Annotated in this window: 13 protein-coding genes and 3 tRNA genes; 3 read left to right on the forward strand and 13 right to left on the reverse strand. The window is 62.4% G+C overall.

Features of this window, described 5'->3' with window-relative positions:
* Positions 1-179: 179 nt before the first annotated feature.
* The gene (locus FS777_RS08290) at positions 180-1,502 is read left to right on the forward strand and encodes a dicarboxylate/amino acid:cation symporter (RefSeq protein ID WP_058604330.1); all 1,323 of its coding nucleotides are present in this window, start codon (positions 180-182) and stop codon (positions 1,500-1,502) included.
* 117 nt (positions 1,503-1,619) lie between these two features.
* Here FS777_RS08290 and tsaA read toward each other — a convergent pair whose 3' ends face one another.
* From tsaA to rimO, 5 genes are all read right to left on the reverse strand, one after another.
* Entirely contained in the window at positions 1,620-2,312 is a 693-nt protein-coding gene (gene tsaA, locus FS777_RS08295; RefSeq protein ID WP_145254968.1) for a tRNA (N6-threonylcarbamoyladenosine(37)-N6)-methyltransferase TrmO, read from the reverse strand.
* A gap of 6 nt (positions 2,313-2,318) precedes the next feature.
* Positions 2,319-2,780, reverse strand: a complete 462-nt coding sequence (locus FS777_RS08300; protein WP_058604329.1) for a DUF1456 family protein — start codon at positions 2,778-2,780, stop codon at positions 2,319-2,321.
* A 49-nt stretch (positions 2,781-2,829) separates the two neighbouring features.
* Positions 2,830-3,540 carry an rRNA pseudouridine synthase gene (locus FS777_RS08305; protein ID WP_058638514.1) on the reverse strand — a complete coding sequence of 237 codons (711 nt, stop codon included), beginning with the start codon at positions 3,538-3,540 and terminating at the stop codon, positions 2,830-2,832.
* Between the two features lie 75 nt (positions 3,541-3,615).
* Positions 3,616-4,071, reverse strand: coding sequence for a GNAT family N-acetyltransferase (locus tag FS777_RS08310; RefSeq protein ID WP_058638513.1), 456 nt, complete (start codon positions 4,069-4,071; stop codon positions 3,616-3,618).
* 104 nt (positions 4,072-4,175) lie between these two features.
* Positions 4,176-5,507, reverse strand: a complete 1,332-nt coding sequence (gene rimO, locus FS777_RS08315) for a 30S ribosomal protein S12 methylthiotransferase RimO (protein ID WP_058604326.1) — start codon at positions 5,505-5,507, stop codon at positions 4,176-4,178.
* A gap of 235 nt (positions 5,508-5,742) precedes the next feature.
* Between rimO and FS777_RS08320 the strand changes: the two genes are divergently transcribed.
* Complete coding sequence (locus tag FS777_RS08320) at positions 5,743-7,653, forward strand: potassium transporter Kup (protein WP_145254971.1); 1,911 nt, start codon at positions 5,743-5,745, stop codon at positions 7,651-7,653.
* Between the two features lie 360 nt (positions 7,654-8,013).
* Here FS777_RS08320 and FS777_RS08325 read toward each other — a convergent pair whose 3' ends face one another.
* From FS777_RS08325 to FS777_RS08345, 5 genes are all read right to left on the reverse strand, one after another.
* Positions 8,014-9,306 (reverse strand): virulence factor family protein, encoded by a 1,293-nt coding sequence (locus FS777_RS08325; protein ID WP_058638512.1) that lies wholly within the window; start codon positions 9,304-9,306, stop codon positions 8,014-8,016.
* A complete protein-coding gene (mprF, locus tag FS777_RS08330; protein WP_145254973.1) occupies positions 9,306-11,948 on the reverse strand; it encodes a bifunctional lysylphosphatidylglycerol flippase/synthetase MprF in 2,643 nt (880 codons plus the stop codon). The genes FS777_RS08325 and mprF overlap by 1 nt, the downstream gene beginning before the upstream one ends.
* Positions 11,949-12,207: 259 nt before the next feature.
* A tRNA-Met gene (locus tag FS777_RS08335) sits at positions 12,208-12,284 on the reverse strand.
* Positions 12,285-12,445: 161 nt separating this feature from the next.
* Positions 12,446-12,522, reverse strand: a tRNA-Met gene (locus tag FS777_RS08340).
* 134 nt (positions 12,523-12,656) lie between these two features.
* Positions 12,657-12,733: transfer RNA gene (locus tag FS777_RS08345), tRNA-Met, on the reverse strand.
* Between the two features lie 215 nt (positions 12,734-12,948).
* On the opposite strand from FS777_RS08345, the gene dinB reads away from it, so the two are divergent.
* Complete coding sequence (dinB, locus tag FS777_RS08350) at positions 12,949-14,007, forward strand: DNA polymerase IV (RefSeq protein WP_372239215.1); 1,059 nt, start codon at positions 12,949-12,951, stop codon at positions 14,005-14,007.
* A gap of 73 nt (positions 14,008-14,080) precedes the next feature.
* Here the strand turns inward: dinB and FS777_RS08355 are convergent, their stop codons facing one another.
* From FS777_RS08355 to FS777_RS08365, 3 genes are all read right to left on the reverse strand, one after another.
* Positions 14,081-15,031 (reverse strand): hypothetical protein, encoded by a 951-nt coding sequence (locus FS777_RS08355; protein WP_058604321.1) that lies wholly within the window; start codon positions 15,029-15,031, stop codon positions 14,081-14,083.
* Between the two features lie 20 nt (positions 15,032-15,051).
* Positions 15,052-16,767, reverse strand: a complete 1,716-nt coding sequence (locus tag FS777_RS08360; protein WP_100851028.1) for a proline--tRNA ligase — start codon at positions 16,765-16,767, stop codon at positions 15,052-15,054.
* A gap of 337 nt (positions 16,768-17,104) precedes the next feature.
* A complete protein-coding gene (locus tag FS777_RS08365; protein ID WP_058604319.1) occupies positions 17,105-18,376 on the reverse strand; it encodes an OprD family porin in 1,272 nt (423 codons plus the stop codon).
* Between the last annotated feature and the right edge of the window lie 211 nt (positions 18,377-18,587).

Here is an 18,587-nt window from a genome sequence, read left to right on the forward strand (position 1 = left end):
AATAGCCCAGCCTGCACCCGGTTTGGGCATTTTGGCATCACCCTTGCTATCGCTATTGGCAGAGGCCTCAACAGGCAGCTCTACCACAACGACAAATCCCTCCAAGTGCAGGAGGGTTAGCGATTCAGGTGCTGCACCCCTGGAACAGGGTGGCGCGGCACACTTGAGGAAAAACAGCCATGACGACACGTCAGCCGCTTTACAAATCCCTGTATGTCCAGGTGTTGGTTGCCATCACCATCGGTATTCTGCTCGGCCATTACTACCCGGAAACGGGTGTTGCCCTCAAACCCTTGGGTGATGGCTTCGTCAAACTGATCAAGATGGTCATCGCCCCGATCATCTTCTGCACCGTGGTCAGCGGTATCGCCGGCATGCAGAGCATGAAATCCGTCGGCAAGACGGGCGGCTATGCGTTGCTGTATTTCGAAATCGTCTCCACCATCGCGCTGATCATCGGCCTGGTGGTGGTCAACGTGGTCAAGCCCGGCGCGGGCATGCACATCGACGTCAGCACCCTCAATGCCAGCAGCGTGGCCGCCTATGCTGCCGCCGGCGCGCAGCAGACCACCGTAGGCTTCCTGCTCAACGTCATCCCCAATACCGTGGTCGGTGCCTTCGCCAACGGCGACATCCTGCAAGTACTGATGTTCTCGGTGCTGTTCGGCTTCGCCCTGCATCGCCTGGGCAGCTACGGCAAGCCGTTCCTGGACATGATCGATCGCTTCGCCCATGTCATGTTCAACATCATCAACATGATCATGAAGCTGGCCCCGATCGGTGCCTTCGGCGCCATGGCCTTCACCATCGGCCAGTACGGCGTGGGCTCGCTGGTGCAGCTCGGCTACCTGATGGCGTGCTTCTACATCACCTGCCTGCTGTTCGTGCTGGTGGTGCTCGGTGGCATCTGCCGCGCCCACGGTTTCAGCGTACTCAAGCTGATCCGCTACATCCGTGAAGAACTGCTGATCGTGCTGGGCACCTCCTCGTCCGAGTCCGCGCTGCCGCGCATGCTGGCCAAGATGGAGCGCCTGGGTGCCAAGAAGTCCGTGGTAGGCCTGGTCATCCCGACCGGTTATTCGTTCAACCTGGACGGCACCTCGATCTACCTGACCATGGCTGCGGTGTTCATCGCCCAGGCCACCGACACCCCGATGGACATCACCCACCAGATCACCCTGCTGCTGGTGCTGCTGGTCGCTTCCAAAGGCGCCGCCGGTGTTACCGGTTCGGGCTTCATCGTACTGGCGGCCACGCTGTCGGCTGTTGGCCACTTGCCGGTTGCCGGCCTGGCCCTGATCCTGGGTATCGACCGCTTCATGTCCGAAGCACGTGCCTTGACCAACCTGGTGGGCAACGCCGTTGCCACCGTGGTCGTGGCCAAGTGGGTCAAGGAGATGGACAACGACACGCTGGCGTCGGAGTTGGCTTCCGGTGGCGGTCCGCTGATCGACACCCGTCCAACCGATGACCTGGGCGTTGCCGAAGGTCCTGCGCGTTGATCGCAACGTAACGGCACAAAAAAAGGCGACCCGACGGGTCGCCTTTTTCATGGGCGGCAGTTCGTGCCTGCGGCCGATGGCGGCAGCACAACCTCCAGGTGCGGCCCTATTGCACCTTCAAGCCAGCACCACCTCAAGCACGCAGATCACATCCGTCTGCGGGTAGTGCCACCTGACCTGCACATCCCAGAACTTCACTCCATACACCCGTTCGGCCACAGGCACCTGATAGGCCGGCCGTGGGTCTTGCGCCAGGCATTGCTCGATCAGTGCCACCAGGGGCTCGCCCAGCCGCAACGCATGCTCGCGGGCCTGGGGCAGGGCGCTGTTGGCCCACTGCACGGGAATGGCGACTGGCGCAGCGCTGGCCATGTGGTTATGGGCACCCTCGACACTGTCGGCATAGGGTACGTAAGGCTTGATGTCCAGCACCGGCGTGCCGTCAAGCAGGTCGATGCCTGACAGCAGCAAGCGGCCAGGTTCAACACTCTCCAGCCGCACCACCGACTGGCCGATGCCGTTGGGCCGGTGAGTGGCGCGGGTGGCGAACACGCCCATGCTCTTGTTGCCCCCCAGGCGCGGTGGGCGCACCTTGAGCCTGGGTTTTTCTTCCAGGGCCTGGTGGAACAGAAACAGCAGCCAGACGTGGCTGACCTGATCCAGCCCTTCGACTGCCTCGGGTTGGTCGAAGGGTGGCAGCAGTTCCAGCATACCGCGTGCGGCTGGTGCCAGCTGCGGCTGGCGCGGAATGGCGAACTTCTCCATGAAGCAGGAGCGCACGATCCCCACCGGCGCCACCGTATGCTGCATGACCATTCAGCCGTGCACGCGCTGGGTCAGGCCCTTGAGGAAATTGCGCAGCAACTGGTCGCCGCACGGGCGGTAGTTGTCATGGCCGGCCTTGCGAAACAGTGCGCTGAGCTCAGGTTTGCTGACGGGGAAATCGACCGATTTCAAGATCGCGTGCAGGTCGTCTTCCTTCAGTTCGAAGGCCACGCGCAGCTTCTTCAGGATCTGGTTGTTGGTAACCGGCAGCTCGACAGGTTGTGCCGGACGGCTTTCGTCCTTGCCGCGACGGTAGATGACCAGGCCGTCAAGAAAGTGCGCCATGACCCGGTCCGGGCAGCGCACAAAGCCTTGCTCTTCTTCTTTCTTCACATAGGTCGCCAGGACGACAGGGTTCACGTCCAGGCCGGTCAAACCGATGATCTCGGCCATCTTGGCGTCATTGACTTTCAACATGTAGCGCAGGCTGCGCAGGACGTCATTGTGGTTCATTGCTGCAAAATCCTGTTCTTGTGCCGCACGTCATCGCACGGCATCTCACTTAGAAACGTTCGGTGCCCATCAGGTAGCGCCATTGGCCCAGCGCCAGCTTGCCCATCGAAACGCCACCCAGGCGTATGCGGCGCATGCCCAGCAACTCCAGGCGCAGATAGGCGCACAGTTCGGAAATCTGGCCGGGTTGCGGGTTCTTCAGCACCAGGCGCAAATGGGTTTCGTTCTGCCAGCTGGCCTTGGCCTTGGGCAACTCGCGGTCATTGCGGGTCACACCGCGGGCCAGACGCTCGAGCATCTGCGCACTGGCTTCACCGCGCACCTGGACGACGAATTCCTGTTCGAGCTTGCGCAGGTCGGCGTTGATCTTGCGGGTAACCCGCCAGTCCTGGGTAAACACCTGCAAGCCGCTGGCACCCGGTTCCAGCGGTGCTATACAAGCCTGGCGGGTGAAATGCCCGTGCAAGGGGCGCACGCCTTCGCGATGGGCCTCGCTGAGGCTGGTCATGCTCATGCCAAGCCGGGCGGTTTCGGTGTCCATGCCCGCAGCTTGGTGCAGCAACAGCGTAACCGGCTCCAGGCTCTCGGCGCGCGCGCCGGGCAGCAGCTCCACATGCTGCTGCTCGACCTTGAACTGCGGCTGCTCGACCACCACGCCATCGACCGTCACCCAGCCTCCTTCGATATACAACTCAGCCTCGCGGCGGGAGCAGCCAAGCTGCTCGACAAGGCGTTTGGACAGACGGACGGGTTCGGACATGACGACGATTCGCAAAGGCAATGAAAGGCTGCATTGTACCCTTCCCGCCGGGCGAGGGGCGGGAATCTGTGTCAATCAGGCCGTGCCGCGTCGGCGCATGTGCAGCAATGGATACGGCTGGCCCAGGCCGTCCTTGGGCGAACGGCCCACGATTTCGAAGCCCTGGTGCAGATAAAAGCCCAGCGCCTGGGTGTTCTGCTCGTTGACGTCGAGGGTCAGGGCGTCCAACGCCTGCACAGCATGCTGCAGCAGCTGTTTGCCGATACCCCGGCCATGCCATTGCGGGTCCACGAACAACATGTCGATGCGCCCGCCCGCCACACCCACAAAGCCCTGGATGCTGCGATCAGGCCCACGGGCACAGACCAGCATCACCGCGTCCAGGTAGCGCCGCAGCACCTTGTCGCGCAGCAGCACGATGTAGTATTCGGGCAGGAAAGCGTGCGTTGCACGTACCGCGTTTTCCCACACGCTGACCAGCTTGGGGTAGTCGCTGAGATGGGGCGTTTCCAGGGTCGAGAAGGTATGCATCGGGTCCCTGCTCCAGTGGCCGTCAAACCAAGGATAGATGCTGGGGGAGGGCGCGACCCGGGGCGGGCCGCGCCACTGCGACAGGAGGCCGGCGTGGCGCCCTGTCAGATGGGCTCTGCCCACATGTCGTATTCGTCGGCGTCTACCACGCGGCAACGCACCTTGTCGCCAGGCTTGAAGCCATGGTTGCCATCGATGAAGACACTGCCGTCGATTTCTGGCGCGTCGAAGAAGCTGCGGCCCACCGAGCCTTGCTCTTCGACCTCATCGATGAGCACGTCGATTTCCTTGCCGATGCGCATCTGCAGGCGGGCGGCGCTGATGGCCTGCTGGTGGGCCATGAAGCGGTCCCAGCGATCCTGTTTGATGTCGTCCGGGACGTCGGCCAGGCCCAGGTCATTGGCCGGTGCACCTTCGACGGGCGAATACTGGAAGCAGCCCACGCGGTCGAGCTGGGCTTCGGTCAGCCAGTCCAGCAGGTACTGGAAGTCTTCCTCGGTTTCCCCTGGGAAGCCGACGATGAAGGTCGAACGAATGACCAGCTCCGGGCACTGCTCGCGCCACTGCTTGATGCGGGCCAGGGTCCGGTCTTCGAAGGCCGGGCGCTTCATCGACTTGAGCACCTTGGGGCTGGCGTGCTGGAACGGAATGTCCAGGTACGGCAGGATCTTGCCGGCAGCCATCAACGGGATCACGTCGTCTACATTGGGGTACGGATACACATAGTGCAGGCGCACCCACGCACCCAGGCTGCTCAGGGCCTCGCACAACTCGAGCATGCGGGTCTTGACCGGGCGGCCGTTCCAGAAGTCGGTCTTGTACTTGACGTCTACGCCGTAGGCGCTGGTGTCCTGGGAAATCACCAGAATTTCCTTGACCCCGGCCTTGACCAGGCGCTCGGCCTCGCTCAGCACCTCGCCCACCGGGCGGCTGACCAGTTTGCCACGCATCGACGGGATGATGCAGAAGCTGCAGCTGTGGTTGCAGCCTTCGGAAATCTTCAGGTAGGCATAGTGGCGCGGCGTGAGCTTGACCCCTTGCGGCGGCACCAGGTCGATCAGCGGGTTGTGGTCCTGACGCGGCGGCACCACTTCGTGCACGGCGTTGACCACCTGCTCGTACTGCTGCGGACCGGTCACCGAAAGCACGCTTGGGTGCACATCGCGAATGCTGCCTTCCTCGACACCCATGCAGCCGGTGACGATCACCTTGCCGTTTTCCTTGATGGCTTCACCGATCACTTCGAGCGATTCGGCCTTGGCGCTGTCGATGAAACCGCAGGTGTTGACCACCACCACGTCGGCATCCTCGTACGTTGGCACGACTTCATAGCCTTCCATGCGCAACTGGGTCAGGATGCGCTCGGAATCGACCAGGGCTTTGGGGCAACCCAGGCTGACGAAACCGACCTTGGGGGTGGCGGGCGTGGTGGACATGACTAACCTCGGCATTGAATACAGGTCGCCCAGCGGTGATCGGGGGCGATCTTGACGGGCGCTTTTGGCGCCTCTGATCAAAAAGTGCGCAATTCTAGCGAGCGATGGGTCGATTGACCAGCACAAATACGACGAACGCTGCGCTATGCTTCGCGCCGTTACGCCAGGCCCGGATGGGCGACCTGGCATGCACGCTGACAACAGTGGCCGTGAGGGCCTTTTGCGGGAGTGGTCGATGGTTCAGGCAAGCAGTCACGCCGAGGGCGGGCACGCAGCGAAGCAGGGGGCGACCCGGTCGCTGGGCCTGCTGGTGGCGGCGGTCGGGGTGGTTTATGGCGATATCGGCACCAGCCCGCTGTATACCTTGAAGGAAGTGTTCACGGGCGGTTACGGGGTGCAGGTCAATCACGACGGTGTGCTGGGGATCCTGTCGTTGATCCTCTGGTCGCTGCTGTGGGTGGTGTCGTTCAAGTACGTAGTGTTCATCCTGCGTGCCGACAACCAGGGGGAGGGCGGCACCATGGCCCTGACCGCGCTGGCGCGGCGCGCCACGGCGGCGCATCCGCGCCTGCGGACCCTCATGGTGATCTGCGGCTTGATCGGTGCCTCGCTGTTCTATGGCGACAGCATGATCACCCCGGCCGTTTCGGTGCTCTCGGCCGTCGAGGGCCTGGGCCTGGCCTTCGATGGCATCGATCATTGGGTGGTCCCGGTGTCGCTGGTGGTGCTGGTGGCGCTGTTTCTGGTGCAGCGCCATGGCACTGAAAAGATCGGCAAGCTGTTCGGCCCGGTCATGGTCATCTGGTTCATGGTGCTGGCCGCGCTGGGGGTTCATGGCATCGCACAGACGCCTGAAGTGCTGCGCGCCTTCAACCCCGGTTGGGCAGTCAATTTCTTCATCGTCCACCCCGGCATGGGGGTGGCCATCCTTGGCGCGGTGGTGCTGGCGCTGACCGGTGCCGAAGCCCTATACGCCGACATGGGGCATTTTGGCCGCAAGCCGATCGCACGGGCCTGGTTCGCCCTGGTGCTGCCGGCACTGGTGCTCAACTACTTCGGCCAGGGCGCCATGCTGCTGCAAAACCCCGAGGCCGCGCGCAACCCGTTCTACCTGTTGGCCCCTAGCTGGGCCTTGCTGCCGCTGGTCGGCCTTGCCACGCTGGCCACCGTCATTGCGTCGCAGGCGGTGATCTCCGGCGCCTTCTCGCTCACCCGACAGGCTATCCAGCTGGGCTACATCCCGCGTATGCACATCCAGCACACCTCCAGTGACGAGCAAGGGCAAATCTACGTGGCGGCGGTCAACTGGACGTTGATGGTGGGCGTGGTGCTGCTGGTGATCGGCTTCGAGTCCTCGGGCGCCCTGGCGGCAGCCTATGGCGTGGCTGTCACCGGGACCATGTTGATGACGACCATTCTGGTGGCGGCGGTGATGTTGTTGCTGTGGAAGTGGCCACCGGTCCTGGCCGTGCCGCTCCTGCTCGGCTTCTTGTTCGTCGATGGGCTGTTCTTTGCCGCCAACGTTCCGAAGATCGTCCAGGGTGGGGCCTTCCCTGTGCTGGCGGGCGGTGTGCTGTTCCTGCTGATGAGCACCTGGAAACGTGGCAAGCAAATTCTCGTCGAACGTATAGACGAAGGGGCGCTGCCACTGCCGCTGTTCATCAGCAGTATTCGCATCCAGCCGCCGCATCGGGTGGAGGGCACGGCAGTGTTTCTCACCGCGCGCTCGGATGCCGTGCCCCATGCATTGCTGCACAACATGCTGCACAACCAGGTGCTGCATAGCCAGGTCGTGTTGCTGACGGTGCTCAGCGAAGATCGACCCCGCGTGCCTGAGCAGGAGCGCTTCGAGGTCGAGGCCTATGGCGATGGCTTCTTCAGGGTGGTGCTGCATTTCGGCTTCATGGATGAGCCGGACGTGCCGGCGGCGCTGAAACTCTGCCACCTGGACGAGCTGGACTTCACGCCCATGCGCACCACCTACTTCCTCAGCCGCGAAACCGTGATCGCCTCCAGGCTTGAAGGCATGTCGCGCTGGCGAGGCAACCTGTTCGCGTTTTTGCTGAAGAATGCCAACGGCAATTTGAGGTTCTTCAACCTGCCGCTCAACCGGGTGATCGAGTTGGGGACTCAGGTTGAGATCTGAAACAGGGTAGGGGAGCGGCTGAGGGGATTCCCCTAGGGCCTGGTGATGTTTGCGGCGACGCGAGGGTACTGGGGCTGCTGCGCAGCTCATCGCGGCCGGTCCGGCGCCCCGGCGAGGCCGCCCCTACACTGACCGCATAACGCCTGAGTCAGGAGCTTCACAGGGCTTTGTAGGAGCGGCCCTCGTGCCGCGATGGGCCGCAGCGCGGCCCCGGCAATATGCGCTGCGAAGCTGAAATCTTGGGGCTGCTGTGCAGCTTATCGCGGCATGAGGTCATGCAGGGCGCTGGGTAACCCCCGATCCGCGCTATCAGTGCCGAGCGCTCGACCTGGCCCTTGCAAACTGTACGTCCAATAGCCCTCAGTTCTGCTCAGCCACGCTCGACTTGCCCTGACGCGTCTCGATCTCATCGATCAGCCGCTTGGCCAAGGCCGGGTAGTTTTCATCGAAGTGGTGCCCGCCCGGCAGTTTCAGGCGTTCGCCCACGGCGGTCTTGTCGGTGCAGCCGCTTTCGTCGCTTTCCTCCACCCCGTACACACACACCACTTTCGCAGCCGGCAGCTTGGCCATCTCAGGCCCGGTGGGTGCCTCTTGACCTTCCTTGCCCAGCCAGCCTTCGACTTCGATCTCGAAGCTGCCGCTGCGGGCAAAGGCCAGCAACATGACAGCGTCCACCCGTTGCTGGTCTTCCGCCGGCAGGCGGTTGTAGATGGCAGGCAGTACGTCTGCACCGAACGAGTACCCCGTCAGCACGAAACGCTTGGTCCCCCACTTCTGCCGGTAGTGATGCATCAGTTCGGACAGGTCGGCAGCGCTCTGCTCCGGTGTCTTGTGCTGCCAGTAGTAGCGCAGGGTATCGATGCCCACCACCGGATAGCCCAGCTTGGCCATCTCGCCGGCCACGTCGCGGTCCAGGTCGCGCCAGCCACCATCGCCGGACAAGAACAACGTGACGGTATCGGTGGTTTGACCGGCAGGTACCTCGACCACGGGGATCGCCAATGCGTTGCCATCCTGGCCCACCAAGGCCTGGGTCAGCTGTGCCTTGAGCACCTGCGGCAGGTGGATGTCATAGTCGCTGATGCTGGTTTCGGCATTGCTCTGGTCGCGCACGAAGGCCGCACTGGCATCGTCCGGGTTATCGTTCCACGCCACGCTCCAGTGGCCGTGGGGCGCGGTCTTGGGCAAGGGGGCCTGGCACCCTGGCTGCTCGACCGTAAAGCCCACGGAAATGGCCCGGGCCTTGTCGTCGTTCTGGCTGGCCAGCCAGCGCCAGGCTTGGGTGGCACCCGGGCCAATGCCGGCAACCAGGGTCGGTTTGCTCGGCAACTGGGCCAGGGCCGTGTCCATGGCTTGCTGCTGCTTGGTGCAATCACCGGCAGGCAGCACCACTTGCACCAATTGCGCCTCGGCCGCCTGGGCAAGGTCCAGCAGTTGCTTGTGGGTCAGGGCCTGGTCCTGCGGTACGCCGATCGCCACCCAGGCAGTAGGATGCACGCCTGGGGTGACGCGGGTGATGCTGGCATCGTTGATTTGAAGTTGCTCAAGCTGTGCATCAGGCGCCGGGCGCGTCCAGAACCAGAACGCCGTGGCGCCGGCCAGGGCGGCCAGCAGCAGGGTCAGCAACAGGTAAAGCCAAAAGCGTCGGGTCATCAGCGTTTCACCAATCCAGTCAAGCCACCGGCAATCAGGGCAGCAGTGTCGGCCAGAGCCACCAGCGGGTCGAGCCCGGCAGGCACGGCCATGTAGCGAGGTTCCCAGTCGGGCTGGAACTTGTCCTTGAACCGGCGCAGCCCCTGGAAGTTGTAGAGTTGCTCGCCACGGCGGAACACCATCGAGCCCAGGCGCTGGGTCAGGGGCGCACCGCGCCGTGGTTGCAGCCCCGAAAGCGGCACCATGCCCAGGCTGAAGCGGCCGTAGTCATGGCTTTTGTAATGCAGGATCAAGCCGACCATCATGAACTCCATGGTCAGCTTGGGCGCCTGCGGGTGTGCGCGCATCAGGTCGAGGCTGGCTAACTCGTTGCTGTGGGTCTCGAGCAGGTTGGCAAAGGCCACAGGTTGGCCCTGGAAACGAATCAGGGCGATACGGAAATGTTGCAGATAATCCGGGCTGAAACGGCCCAGCGAAAAACCCTTTTCGCGAACGTTCTTGCCACTTAGCCATGCATCGGAAATTTCCTTGAGCTCAGCCAGCGGCGCATGGCCTGGCTCATGGATTTCCAGGCTCAGCCCGTCACGGCCGCCTCGATTCCACGTGTAGCGCAGGTCTTTCATCTCCTTGCCTTTGGCGTCGAGGTCGAAGCGGCGCAGGTCGACACGGGCTTCTTCACCCAGCTTCAAGGCGGTCAGGCCGATATCCATGTAGAACGGCAGGTTCTGCGCACGCACCTGGTAAAACACCGGTCGGGCGTGGTGCAGGTCGCACAGGTCGCGGAACTGCCAGATCATCTCGGCACGCTCCTGGGCCGGCCCGATCGGATCGTAGAGCGCTACCAGGCTGCGACCACGGCGGGCATACATCAGGAACGCGTTGTCCCTGGGATGGAACAGCAGCGCCTTGTCGCCGGTCAGGGCCAGGCCGCCATCGGGCTGGTCGGATGCCTGCAGAATGCGATGGGCACGTTGCAATTCGGCTTCATCGGGCAGGTGGATCACCGGCGGTGCGGTGCGCAGCAGCCAGGTCAGCGCCAGCGCTGCGAGCAGCAAGGCACTGCCCATCGCCGCACGCAGCCCACGGGGGGCATCGGCGTCCAGGGTGAACTGCCACCACAGCTGATGGCTGTAGGGCACATCCTGGTAGGCGAACAACAGCAGCCACACCGAGGCGCCCACCGCGCAGGCGCTGGCCACCAGGTACACCGGCGAAAACGGCAGCTCCATCAAACGGCTGGGCCGATAGAACGAGCGGCGGAACAAGGCCAGGAGCGCGGCGGTGAAGGTCAGCAGGCAGGCTTCTTCCCAGTCGAACCCCTTGAGCAGCGAGAGCAATGCACCCACCAGCAACAGCACCGTGGTCAGCAGCCACGCGGCCGACAGGCGCCGACGCAGGCCTTGGGCCAGCAGCAGGCACAGTACGCCGATCAGGCTGGCGCCGAAGTGGGAGGCATCGATCAGCCGATGAGGGATCAGAAAGCCCATGTGCTCAAGGCGGGTATCGATCTCGGGCGTGGCGCCGGAAAACAGCAGTACCACCCCGGAGAGAAATACCATGATGGCCAGGATAGGCGCTGCCAGCCCGGAGGCAGCCTTCATGGCCTGCCGCGCGAACAGCAAGCGCCGGGCTTCGTTGGCCAGCAGCAGCACGCAGGCCAGCAGAAGCGGCAGCACCACATAGATGATGCGGTACAACAGCAACGCGGCCGCCAATGGCGCAGCGCCCAATTGATCGGCGAAGGCGGCCAGCAGGATGGCCTCGAACACACCAACGCCACCCGGTACATGGCTGAGCACGCCCGCGGCCAGCGCCAGGAGGTAGACCAGTACGAAGGCACCGAACGGGGGTGCTTCGGGCAGCAGCAGGTAGAGCACGGTAGCGGCGGCGGCGACGTCCAGTGCCGTGATCAGCAGCTGCAGGCCAGTAAGCCGGGCGCCGGGCAGTCGCAGCGTACGCCGACCCAGTTGCACCAGCAGGTTGTCAGGCACTGGCTGCTCGGCCAGCCGCTTGCGGTACAGGCCTACCGCCAACAGTGCGCAGGCGGCCAGGACGGCAACCGCGATGCCGGCCAGCAAGCCTTGCGGCAACCGCAGGGCAGCCGAAGCGGCGGGCAGATTGCTAAGGGTGGCCAATGCTGCGAGCGGCGGCAGTGCACAACCCAGTGAAAGGCTCGCGAAGACGGTCATGCGCGCTACCTCGCCCGCACCCACGCCTTGGCGTGCATACAGCCGGTAGCGCACCGAGCCGCCCGACAGCATGGACAGGCCGATGGCATTGCCGATGGCGAAGGCGCTGAAACCGCCCAGTATCAACGTTCGCGCAGGTAGCTTGACCCCAGCGTAGCGGCTGGCTGACCACTCGTAGCCCAGCAGAATCACGAATCCGATCACGGTCGCCAGCAGCGCGCCAAGCAGTGACTGCACCGGCACTTCGAGCATGGCATCGTGCAAGGCATAGATGTCCAGCTCGCTCAGCAGGTGGCGGCAGGCGATCAAGGCCATGGTGAACAGCACCAGCGTCACCGCCAGCCCGATCGGCTGACGATAGCGGCTTATCCGTTCAAGCAAGGGCAGGCGCTGCACGGCTCCGGGCAACGCTGTGGCCAGCGGCACCGTAGGTTCAGGGTTCTGAGCGGTCATGAATTACCCCGGGCGTCAGGCACGAGGTGAAGAAGAGGCGCGGCCAAGTGAAAGTCCCTTTGGAAAACGTATCCAATATTACTCCGGCCATGGGCGCATAACAGCCCGGCAGGGGTTAAAGATAGTTCATCCACGCAAGGGCAGCGCCAGCCGCTAATCGGGGGTGCGCCAAGGCATGCAGGCATCGCTTGCAAGTAAGGGAGGTAGAAACGAAAAACCCCGCGCGTATCGCTACGTGCGGGGTTTGTTCTGACGAATATGGTTGCGGGAGCCGGATTTGAACCGACGACCTTCGGGTTATGAGCCCGACGAGCTACCAGACTGCTCCATCCCGCGTCAGATGGTGCGCATTGTACAGCGAAGTCCATTGATGTCAAGTGTTCAATGAAGCGCGCGGCCAACACTCGAACAGGGCAGGGCGCATCCGTGCTAATCCTGCCGCCGTATGACAGGCAAAGAAAAAGGCCACTGCGTTAACAGTGGCCTTTTCTTGAAGTTGGTTGCGGGAGCCGGATTTGAACCGACGACCTTCGGGTTATGAGCCCGACGAGCTACCAGACTGCTCCATCCCGCGTCTGTGGGGTGGATTCTACAGTCTTAGCAGGTGGTGTCAAGTGCTACTCATTGATTTAACGAGGTTTTTTCGAATTGCTTTGCACGCGCGCAAAGAAAAAGGCCACTGCGTTAACAGTGGCCTTTTCTCGAATCTGGTTGCGGGAGCCGGATTTGAACCGACGACCTTCGGGTTATGAGCCCGACGAGCTACCAGGCTGCTCCATCCCGCGCCTGTGAGATCGAATTCTACGGATTTGTTTCCCCGTGTCAAGCAAATAGTGTGAAAAGCCCTTTTTGTTCAGACCTTTAGCCTTGTAGCACGTGGGCTGGGGTAGCGCGCCTACGGTGAACGCCGGCGCTGTCTAACCTATGTCCATGCTGTTTGAACACCAAACCATGCGCTATTATCTGTATGAATTTACAGTGCCTATGGTCATCCATGTCCCTGCGCAAGATCATTCACGTCGACTGCGACTGCTTTTATGCTGCCATCGAAATGCGCGACGACCCTCGTCTTGCAGGTCGCCCCATGGCAGTGGGCGGGTCGGCCGAAAGGCGTGGGGTCATCGCCACATGCAATTATGAAGCGCGTGCCTACGGGGTACGTTCCGCGATGTCGTCCCGTCACGCCCTCAAGTTGTGCCCGGACCTGTTGATCGTCAAGCCTCGCTTCGAGGCTTACCGTGAGGCTTCTCGAGAGATACATGCCATCTTTCGTGACTACACCGACCTGATCGAGCCGCTGTCCTTGGACGAGGCCTACCTGGATGTCAGCGAAAGCCAATGGTATGCCGGCAGCGCTACACGCATCGCCGAGGACATCCGTCGGCGCGTGGCCCGTACCCTGCATATCACCGTCTCGGCCGGGGTGGCGCCCAACAAGTTTCTTGCCAAGATCGCCAGCGACTGGCGAAAGCCCAATGGCCTGTTCGTGATCAGGCCTGATGAAATAGAAGCGTTCGTGGCGACGCTGCCGGTCACCCGTCTGCACGGTGTGGGCAAGGTCACAGCAGATAAGCTGACCCGCCTGGGGATCGAGACCTGCTCGCAGTTGCGTGAATGGTCTCGCCTGGCGCTGGTGCGAGAGTTCGGCACCTTTGGCGAGCGGTTGTGGGGACTGGCGCGTGGTATCGATGATCGCGTGGTTCAAAACGACAGCCGGCGGCAGTCGGTCAGCGTCGAGAATACCTACGACACCGACCTGCCGGATTTGCCCAGTTGCCTGGCACGGTTGCCGGAATTGCTGCAGAGCCTGAACGAGCGCATCGAGCGGATGGACAGCACCTACCGGCCGGAAAAGCCTTTCGTCAAGGTCAAGTTCCATGACTTTACCCAGACCACCCTTGAGCAAGCAGGCGCCGGCAGGGACTTGGACAGTTACCGGCAGCTGGTGGCGCAAGCGTTCGCGCGCGGTGGTAAACCTGTGCGATTGCTAGGTGTAGGGGTGAGATTGCGGGACTTGCGCGGTGCGCATGAACAGCTGGAGCTTTTTCCGCCGCTATAGCTCGCAAGAAAAGTGCTCAGTTGCCCGCGTTGAGCCCCTCACGGGTCCAGCGCGGGTCAGTCACAGGCGGGCGTCAATGCCCTGGATCAGCCACCAGCCGGCCAGTGGCCTTGGTCAGGGACTGCAAGAACTCCTGTTGCAACTCGGGATCGTTGCGCGTCAGCTCGATCAGGCTCTGCTCCAACTCACTGGCTTCCTCCTCGAGGCCCAGCTCGGACAGCCGCTTGACTCGGTGCACCCACTGGCTCACCTCATCATCTTCGAGGTCGTCGAAAATCAGCTCGTGAGCTTCGCGCAACTTGTTGCGCAGCGTGGCGCTGATCAACAAACTGGCGTCACCGCGCACGGCGTTGTCCTCATCGACCACTTGCAGATGCAAGGTGCCGACATGGTTGAGGTTCTGCTCCGAGAAGGGGCTGTCGAGCAGGTTCAGGCGCAGGATGCCCGCACGGTCGGTGGTCAGCTCATAAGTGTTCTTGCCGGCCTTGACCTCCACCAGGCGCTCGCTCCACGGCATGCTCGTGGCCTCTTCGCGCTTGGCTTTCTGCACTTCGCTGATACCTGCCAGGTTCTGCTGGGCGCGGCCGTTGGAAGGCACGTTCATGAACGGATTAAGGCCGTCCACGCCATAACTGAGCCAATCGTGGGTAATGCTCTGGGGCAGGTTGCCCAAGGCGAAGACGTTGACCACGTTGGCACCCACGCCTGCTACAACCGCCACGGCGCCCAGCGGAATCTCGTAGATTTCCCGCCAGGGTTGGTAAGGCGTGTAGCGGTCGTAGTGGCGCGTCACCTCGAACTCGGTGACCTCGAAACGCTTCTGCTCATGTACGCGTACACGTCGTTGCGGCAGCTCCATCACCTTCGGCTCGCCAACGTCGATCTGCAGGGTGTGTTCGAGCAGTTTGCGCTCGACGCGCTCCTCGTGGTCGCTGCGCTGGGGCATCTGGTTGGCGCAGCCGCTGACGAGCAGGGCGCCGCACAGTGCGGCGCCCTTGAGCTTATAGGTACTTCGCTTGGACATGATCACTCGTGCATTGATTATCAGCGGCGAACGCGGGCCTGCAGGAAGGTCAGCACTTCTTCGAGTGGCAACACCTGGGCATCCTGCTCGGTACGGTGTTTGTATTCCAGGTTGCCATCGGCCAGGCTGCGATCACTGACGACGATGCGATGTGGAATGCCGATCAGCTCCATGTCGGCAAACTTGATGCCGGGGCTGGTCTTCTTGTCGCGGTCGTCGAGCAGTACTTCGTAACCTGCCGCCGTCAGCTCGGCATACAGCTTGTCGGTCGCTTCGCGAACCACGTCGGTTTCATAGCGCAGGGGTACCAGGGCAATCTGGAAGGGCGCCAGGGCGTCGTTCCAGATGATGCCTTTCTCATCGTGGTTCTGCTCGATAGCAGCCGCTACCACGCGGGATACGCCGATGCCATAGCAGCCCATGGACAGCATGACCGGCTTGCCGTTTTCGCCCAGAACCTGGCACTTGAGGGCTTCGCTGTACTTGGTACCCAGCTGGAAGATGTGACCCACCTCGATGCCACGCTTGATGACCAGGGTACCCTGGCCATCGGGGCTCGGGTCGCCTTCGACCACGTTGCGCAGGTCGGCCACTTGGGGCACTGGCAAGTCACGCTCCCAGTTGACCCCGAAATAGTGCTTGTCGTCGATATTGGCACCGATACCGAAGTCGCTCATCAGGGCGACCGAACGGTCGATCACGCACTCGAGCGGCAGGTTCAGCGGGCCCAGCGAGCCTGCCCCAGCACCGATGGCCTCGCGCAGTTCGGCATCGGTGGCCATGACCAGGGGGTCAGCCACCTGTTCCAGCTTGGCGGCCTTGATTTCGTTGAGCTCGTGATCGCCGCGCACGATCAGGGCGACCAGCTTGCCTTCCTCGGCGCCGCGTACGATCAAGGTCTTGACGGTCTTTTCGATCGGCAGACCGAAGTTTTCGACCAGCTGGGCGATGGTCTTGGCATCGGGCGTATCGACCAGGCGCAGCTCTTCGGTTGGAGCAGGGCGCACGGTTTCGCGCGGCACGGCCTCGGCCTTTTCGATATTGGCAGCATAGTCGGAGCTATCGCTGAAGATCACATCGTCCTCACCGGACTGCGCCAGGACGTGGAATTCATGGGAGTAGCTGCCACCAATGGAACCGGTGTCGGCCTGCACCGGACGGAAATCCAGCCCCAGGCGGGTGAACACATTGGTGTACGCCTGGTGCATGCGGTCATAGGTTTCCTGAAGGGAAGCCTGGTCGGCATGGAAGGAGTAGGCGTCTTTCATGATGAACTCGCGACCACGCATCAGGCCGAAGCGCGGGCGGATTTCATCGCGGAATTTGGTTTGGATCTGGTACATGTTCAACGGCAGCTGCTTGTAGCTCGACAGCTCGTTGCGCGCCAGGTCGGTGATGACCTCTTCGTGGGTTGGGCCCACGCAGAAATCGCGCTGATGCCGGTCCTTGACCCGCAGCAGCTCGGGGCCGTACTGCTCCCAGCGGCCGGACTCCTGCCACAGTTCGGCAGGCTGGATGCTGGGCATGAGCACTTCAAGGGCACCGGCGGCGTTCATTTCCTCGCGCACCACGTTCTCGACCTTGCGCATTACCCGCAGGCCCATCGGCAGCCAGGTGTATAGGCCCGAAGCCAGTTTGCGGATCATGCCGGCACGCAGCATGAGCTGATGGCTGATGACCACTGCGTCGGCAGGGGTTTCTTTTTGGGTGGCGAGCAAATATTGACTGGTGCGCATGGTTAGCCGTGTCGATTGCCTAAGACGTTGAAATAGCCCCGCATTGTACGGGGGTGAAGCCAAGGCGTACAGGATGCCCCAGGGCGTCCTGCTTGTCAGCCAAGAAAAAGCCCGGCACGGTCGCCGTAAGGCTGTTCACTCAATACCGCTGGGGCCGTTTCACGGCCCATCGCGGCACAAGGCCGCTCCTACAAGCCCTGTGAGTACCCCAACTAGGGCATCACGCGGTCAGTGTGGGAGCGGCCTTGTGCCGCGATGGGCTGCGAAGCGGCCCTAAGTGAACTGCATTACGGCGCGGTGGCCGGGCTTTTCAGGTGCGCAGCGTTGCAAGCCAGGCTTACAGGATGCTCAGCGGGTACTCCACGATCAGGCGCAGCTCGTCCAGCGATGGGGAGCCGTAGTAGACGCCATCGGAAGAACGGTAGGTGGCTTGACGAACGCGGAAGCTCAGGTCCTTGGCAGGGCCCTCTTGCATCACGTACTTGATGTCGATGTCGCGTTCCCATTCCTTGCCGTTGCTGGTGGTGCCGGTGTCGGCGCCGCTGCCACGCACGTAGCGGGTCATGAAGCTCAGGCCTGGAATGCCGTACTCGGCGAAGTTCAGGTCGTAGCGAGCCTGCCAGGACTTCTCGCCTTCGGCGTTGAAGTCGGAACGGGCCACGGAGTTGGCCAGGAACACGGTGCCGCCACCGTCGACGCCGTAGCCATAGTCGCCGTCGCCGGTCACTTTCTGGTAGGCCAGGGTGAAGGTATGGGCGCCGATGTTGTACGCACCGGACAGGCTGAACGCACGGTTGTCGAGCTTGGTCACGCCGTCTTTTTCGGCGCGCTGCAGGCCTTGGCCGTCGCTCTTGGTGTCATAGAAGTTGAAGTCGAACACCAGGCCTTGCTTGTCCGACAGCGGCAGCGCCCAGTTGACGTTGGCGTAGTATTTGCGCCAGTAGTCTTCGACCTTGGAGTAGTACAGGCTGGTGGACAGGCTGTCGGTGAAGGCATAGGTGCCGCCGAATACGTCGGCTTCTTTCAGGCGCAGGCTGTCACGGTTGGTCTGTTCCTGACCGGTCAGGCTGGTGAAGCGACCCGCGTGCAGGGTCAGGCCCTTGATGTCGTTGCTGGTCAGCAACGCGCCCTGGGCGATTTCCGGCAGCAGGCGGCTGTCGTCGGTGGCGAACACTGGCAGGGCAGTGAACTGGTCGCCGACTTTCAGTACGGTGTCGGAGATACGGAATTTAACCGCGCCGCCACCCTTGGAGTAGTCATCCTGTGCACGGCCGTCCGAGCCGTTCGGGAACAGGCCGGTGCCAGCACGGCCCTTGCCGCTGTCCAGTTTCAGGCCGAGCATACCAATGGCGTCGATACCCACGCCCACGGTGCCCTGGGTGAAGCCCGACTCATAAGTACCCACGAAGCCGAGGCCGGTTTCTTCACGGCGGCTCTGGCCGCCTTCGTTGTTGCGGAAATCACGGCTGAAATACAGCATGCGAGTTTTGACGCTCAGCTTGCTGTCTTCAATGAAACCTTTGGACTCATCCTGCGAAGAGGCCAGTGCCATCTGCGAGGACCCCGCCGAAACGGCCAGGGCGATCATGCTCCACTTCATCACGCGCATCGTGACTTGCTCCTTTGGTTTTTTTAGGAAGAGTACCGCTGCATCCAGGTGTTCTAGTTATAGGGTGCAGCTCTTTCTTGTTATGTCGGCGAAAATGTATAGCACGCTGAAGGTCGTTGGCGATATGGCGTAAAGCACTCTTGATGGAACTTTTTGGCCGTGTCGCTGTCGGGCAGTTCAGCGTCGCATCCGAGGGTGGTGACGCCCGGTG

It is taken from the genome of Pseudomonas sp. DE0157 (genome assembly GCF_007678615.1).
Lineage (GTDB): Bacteria > Pseudomonadota > Gammaproteobacteria > Pseudomonadales > Pseudomonadaceae > Aquipseudomonas > Aquipseudomonas parafulva_B.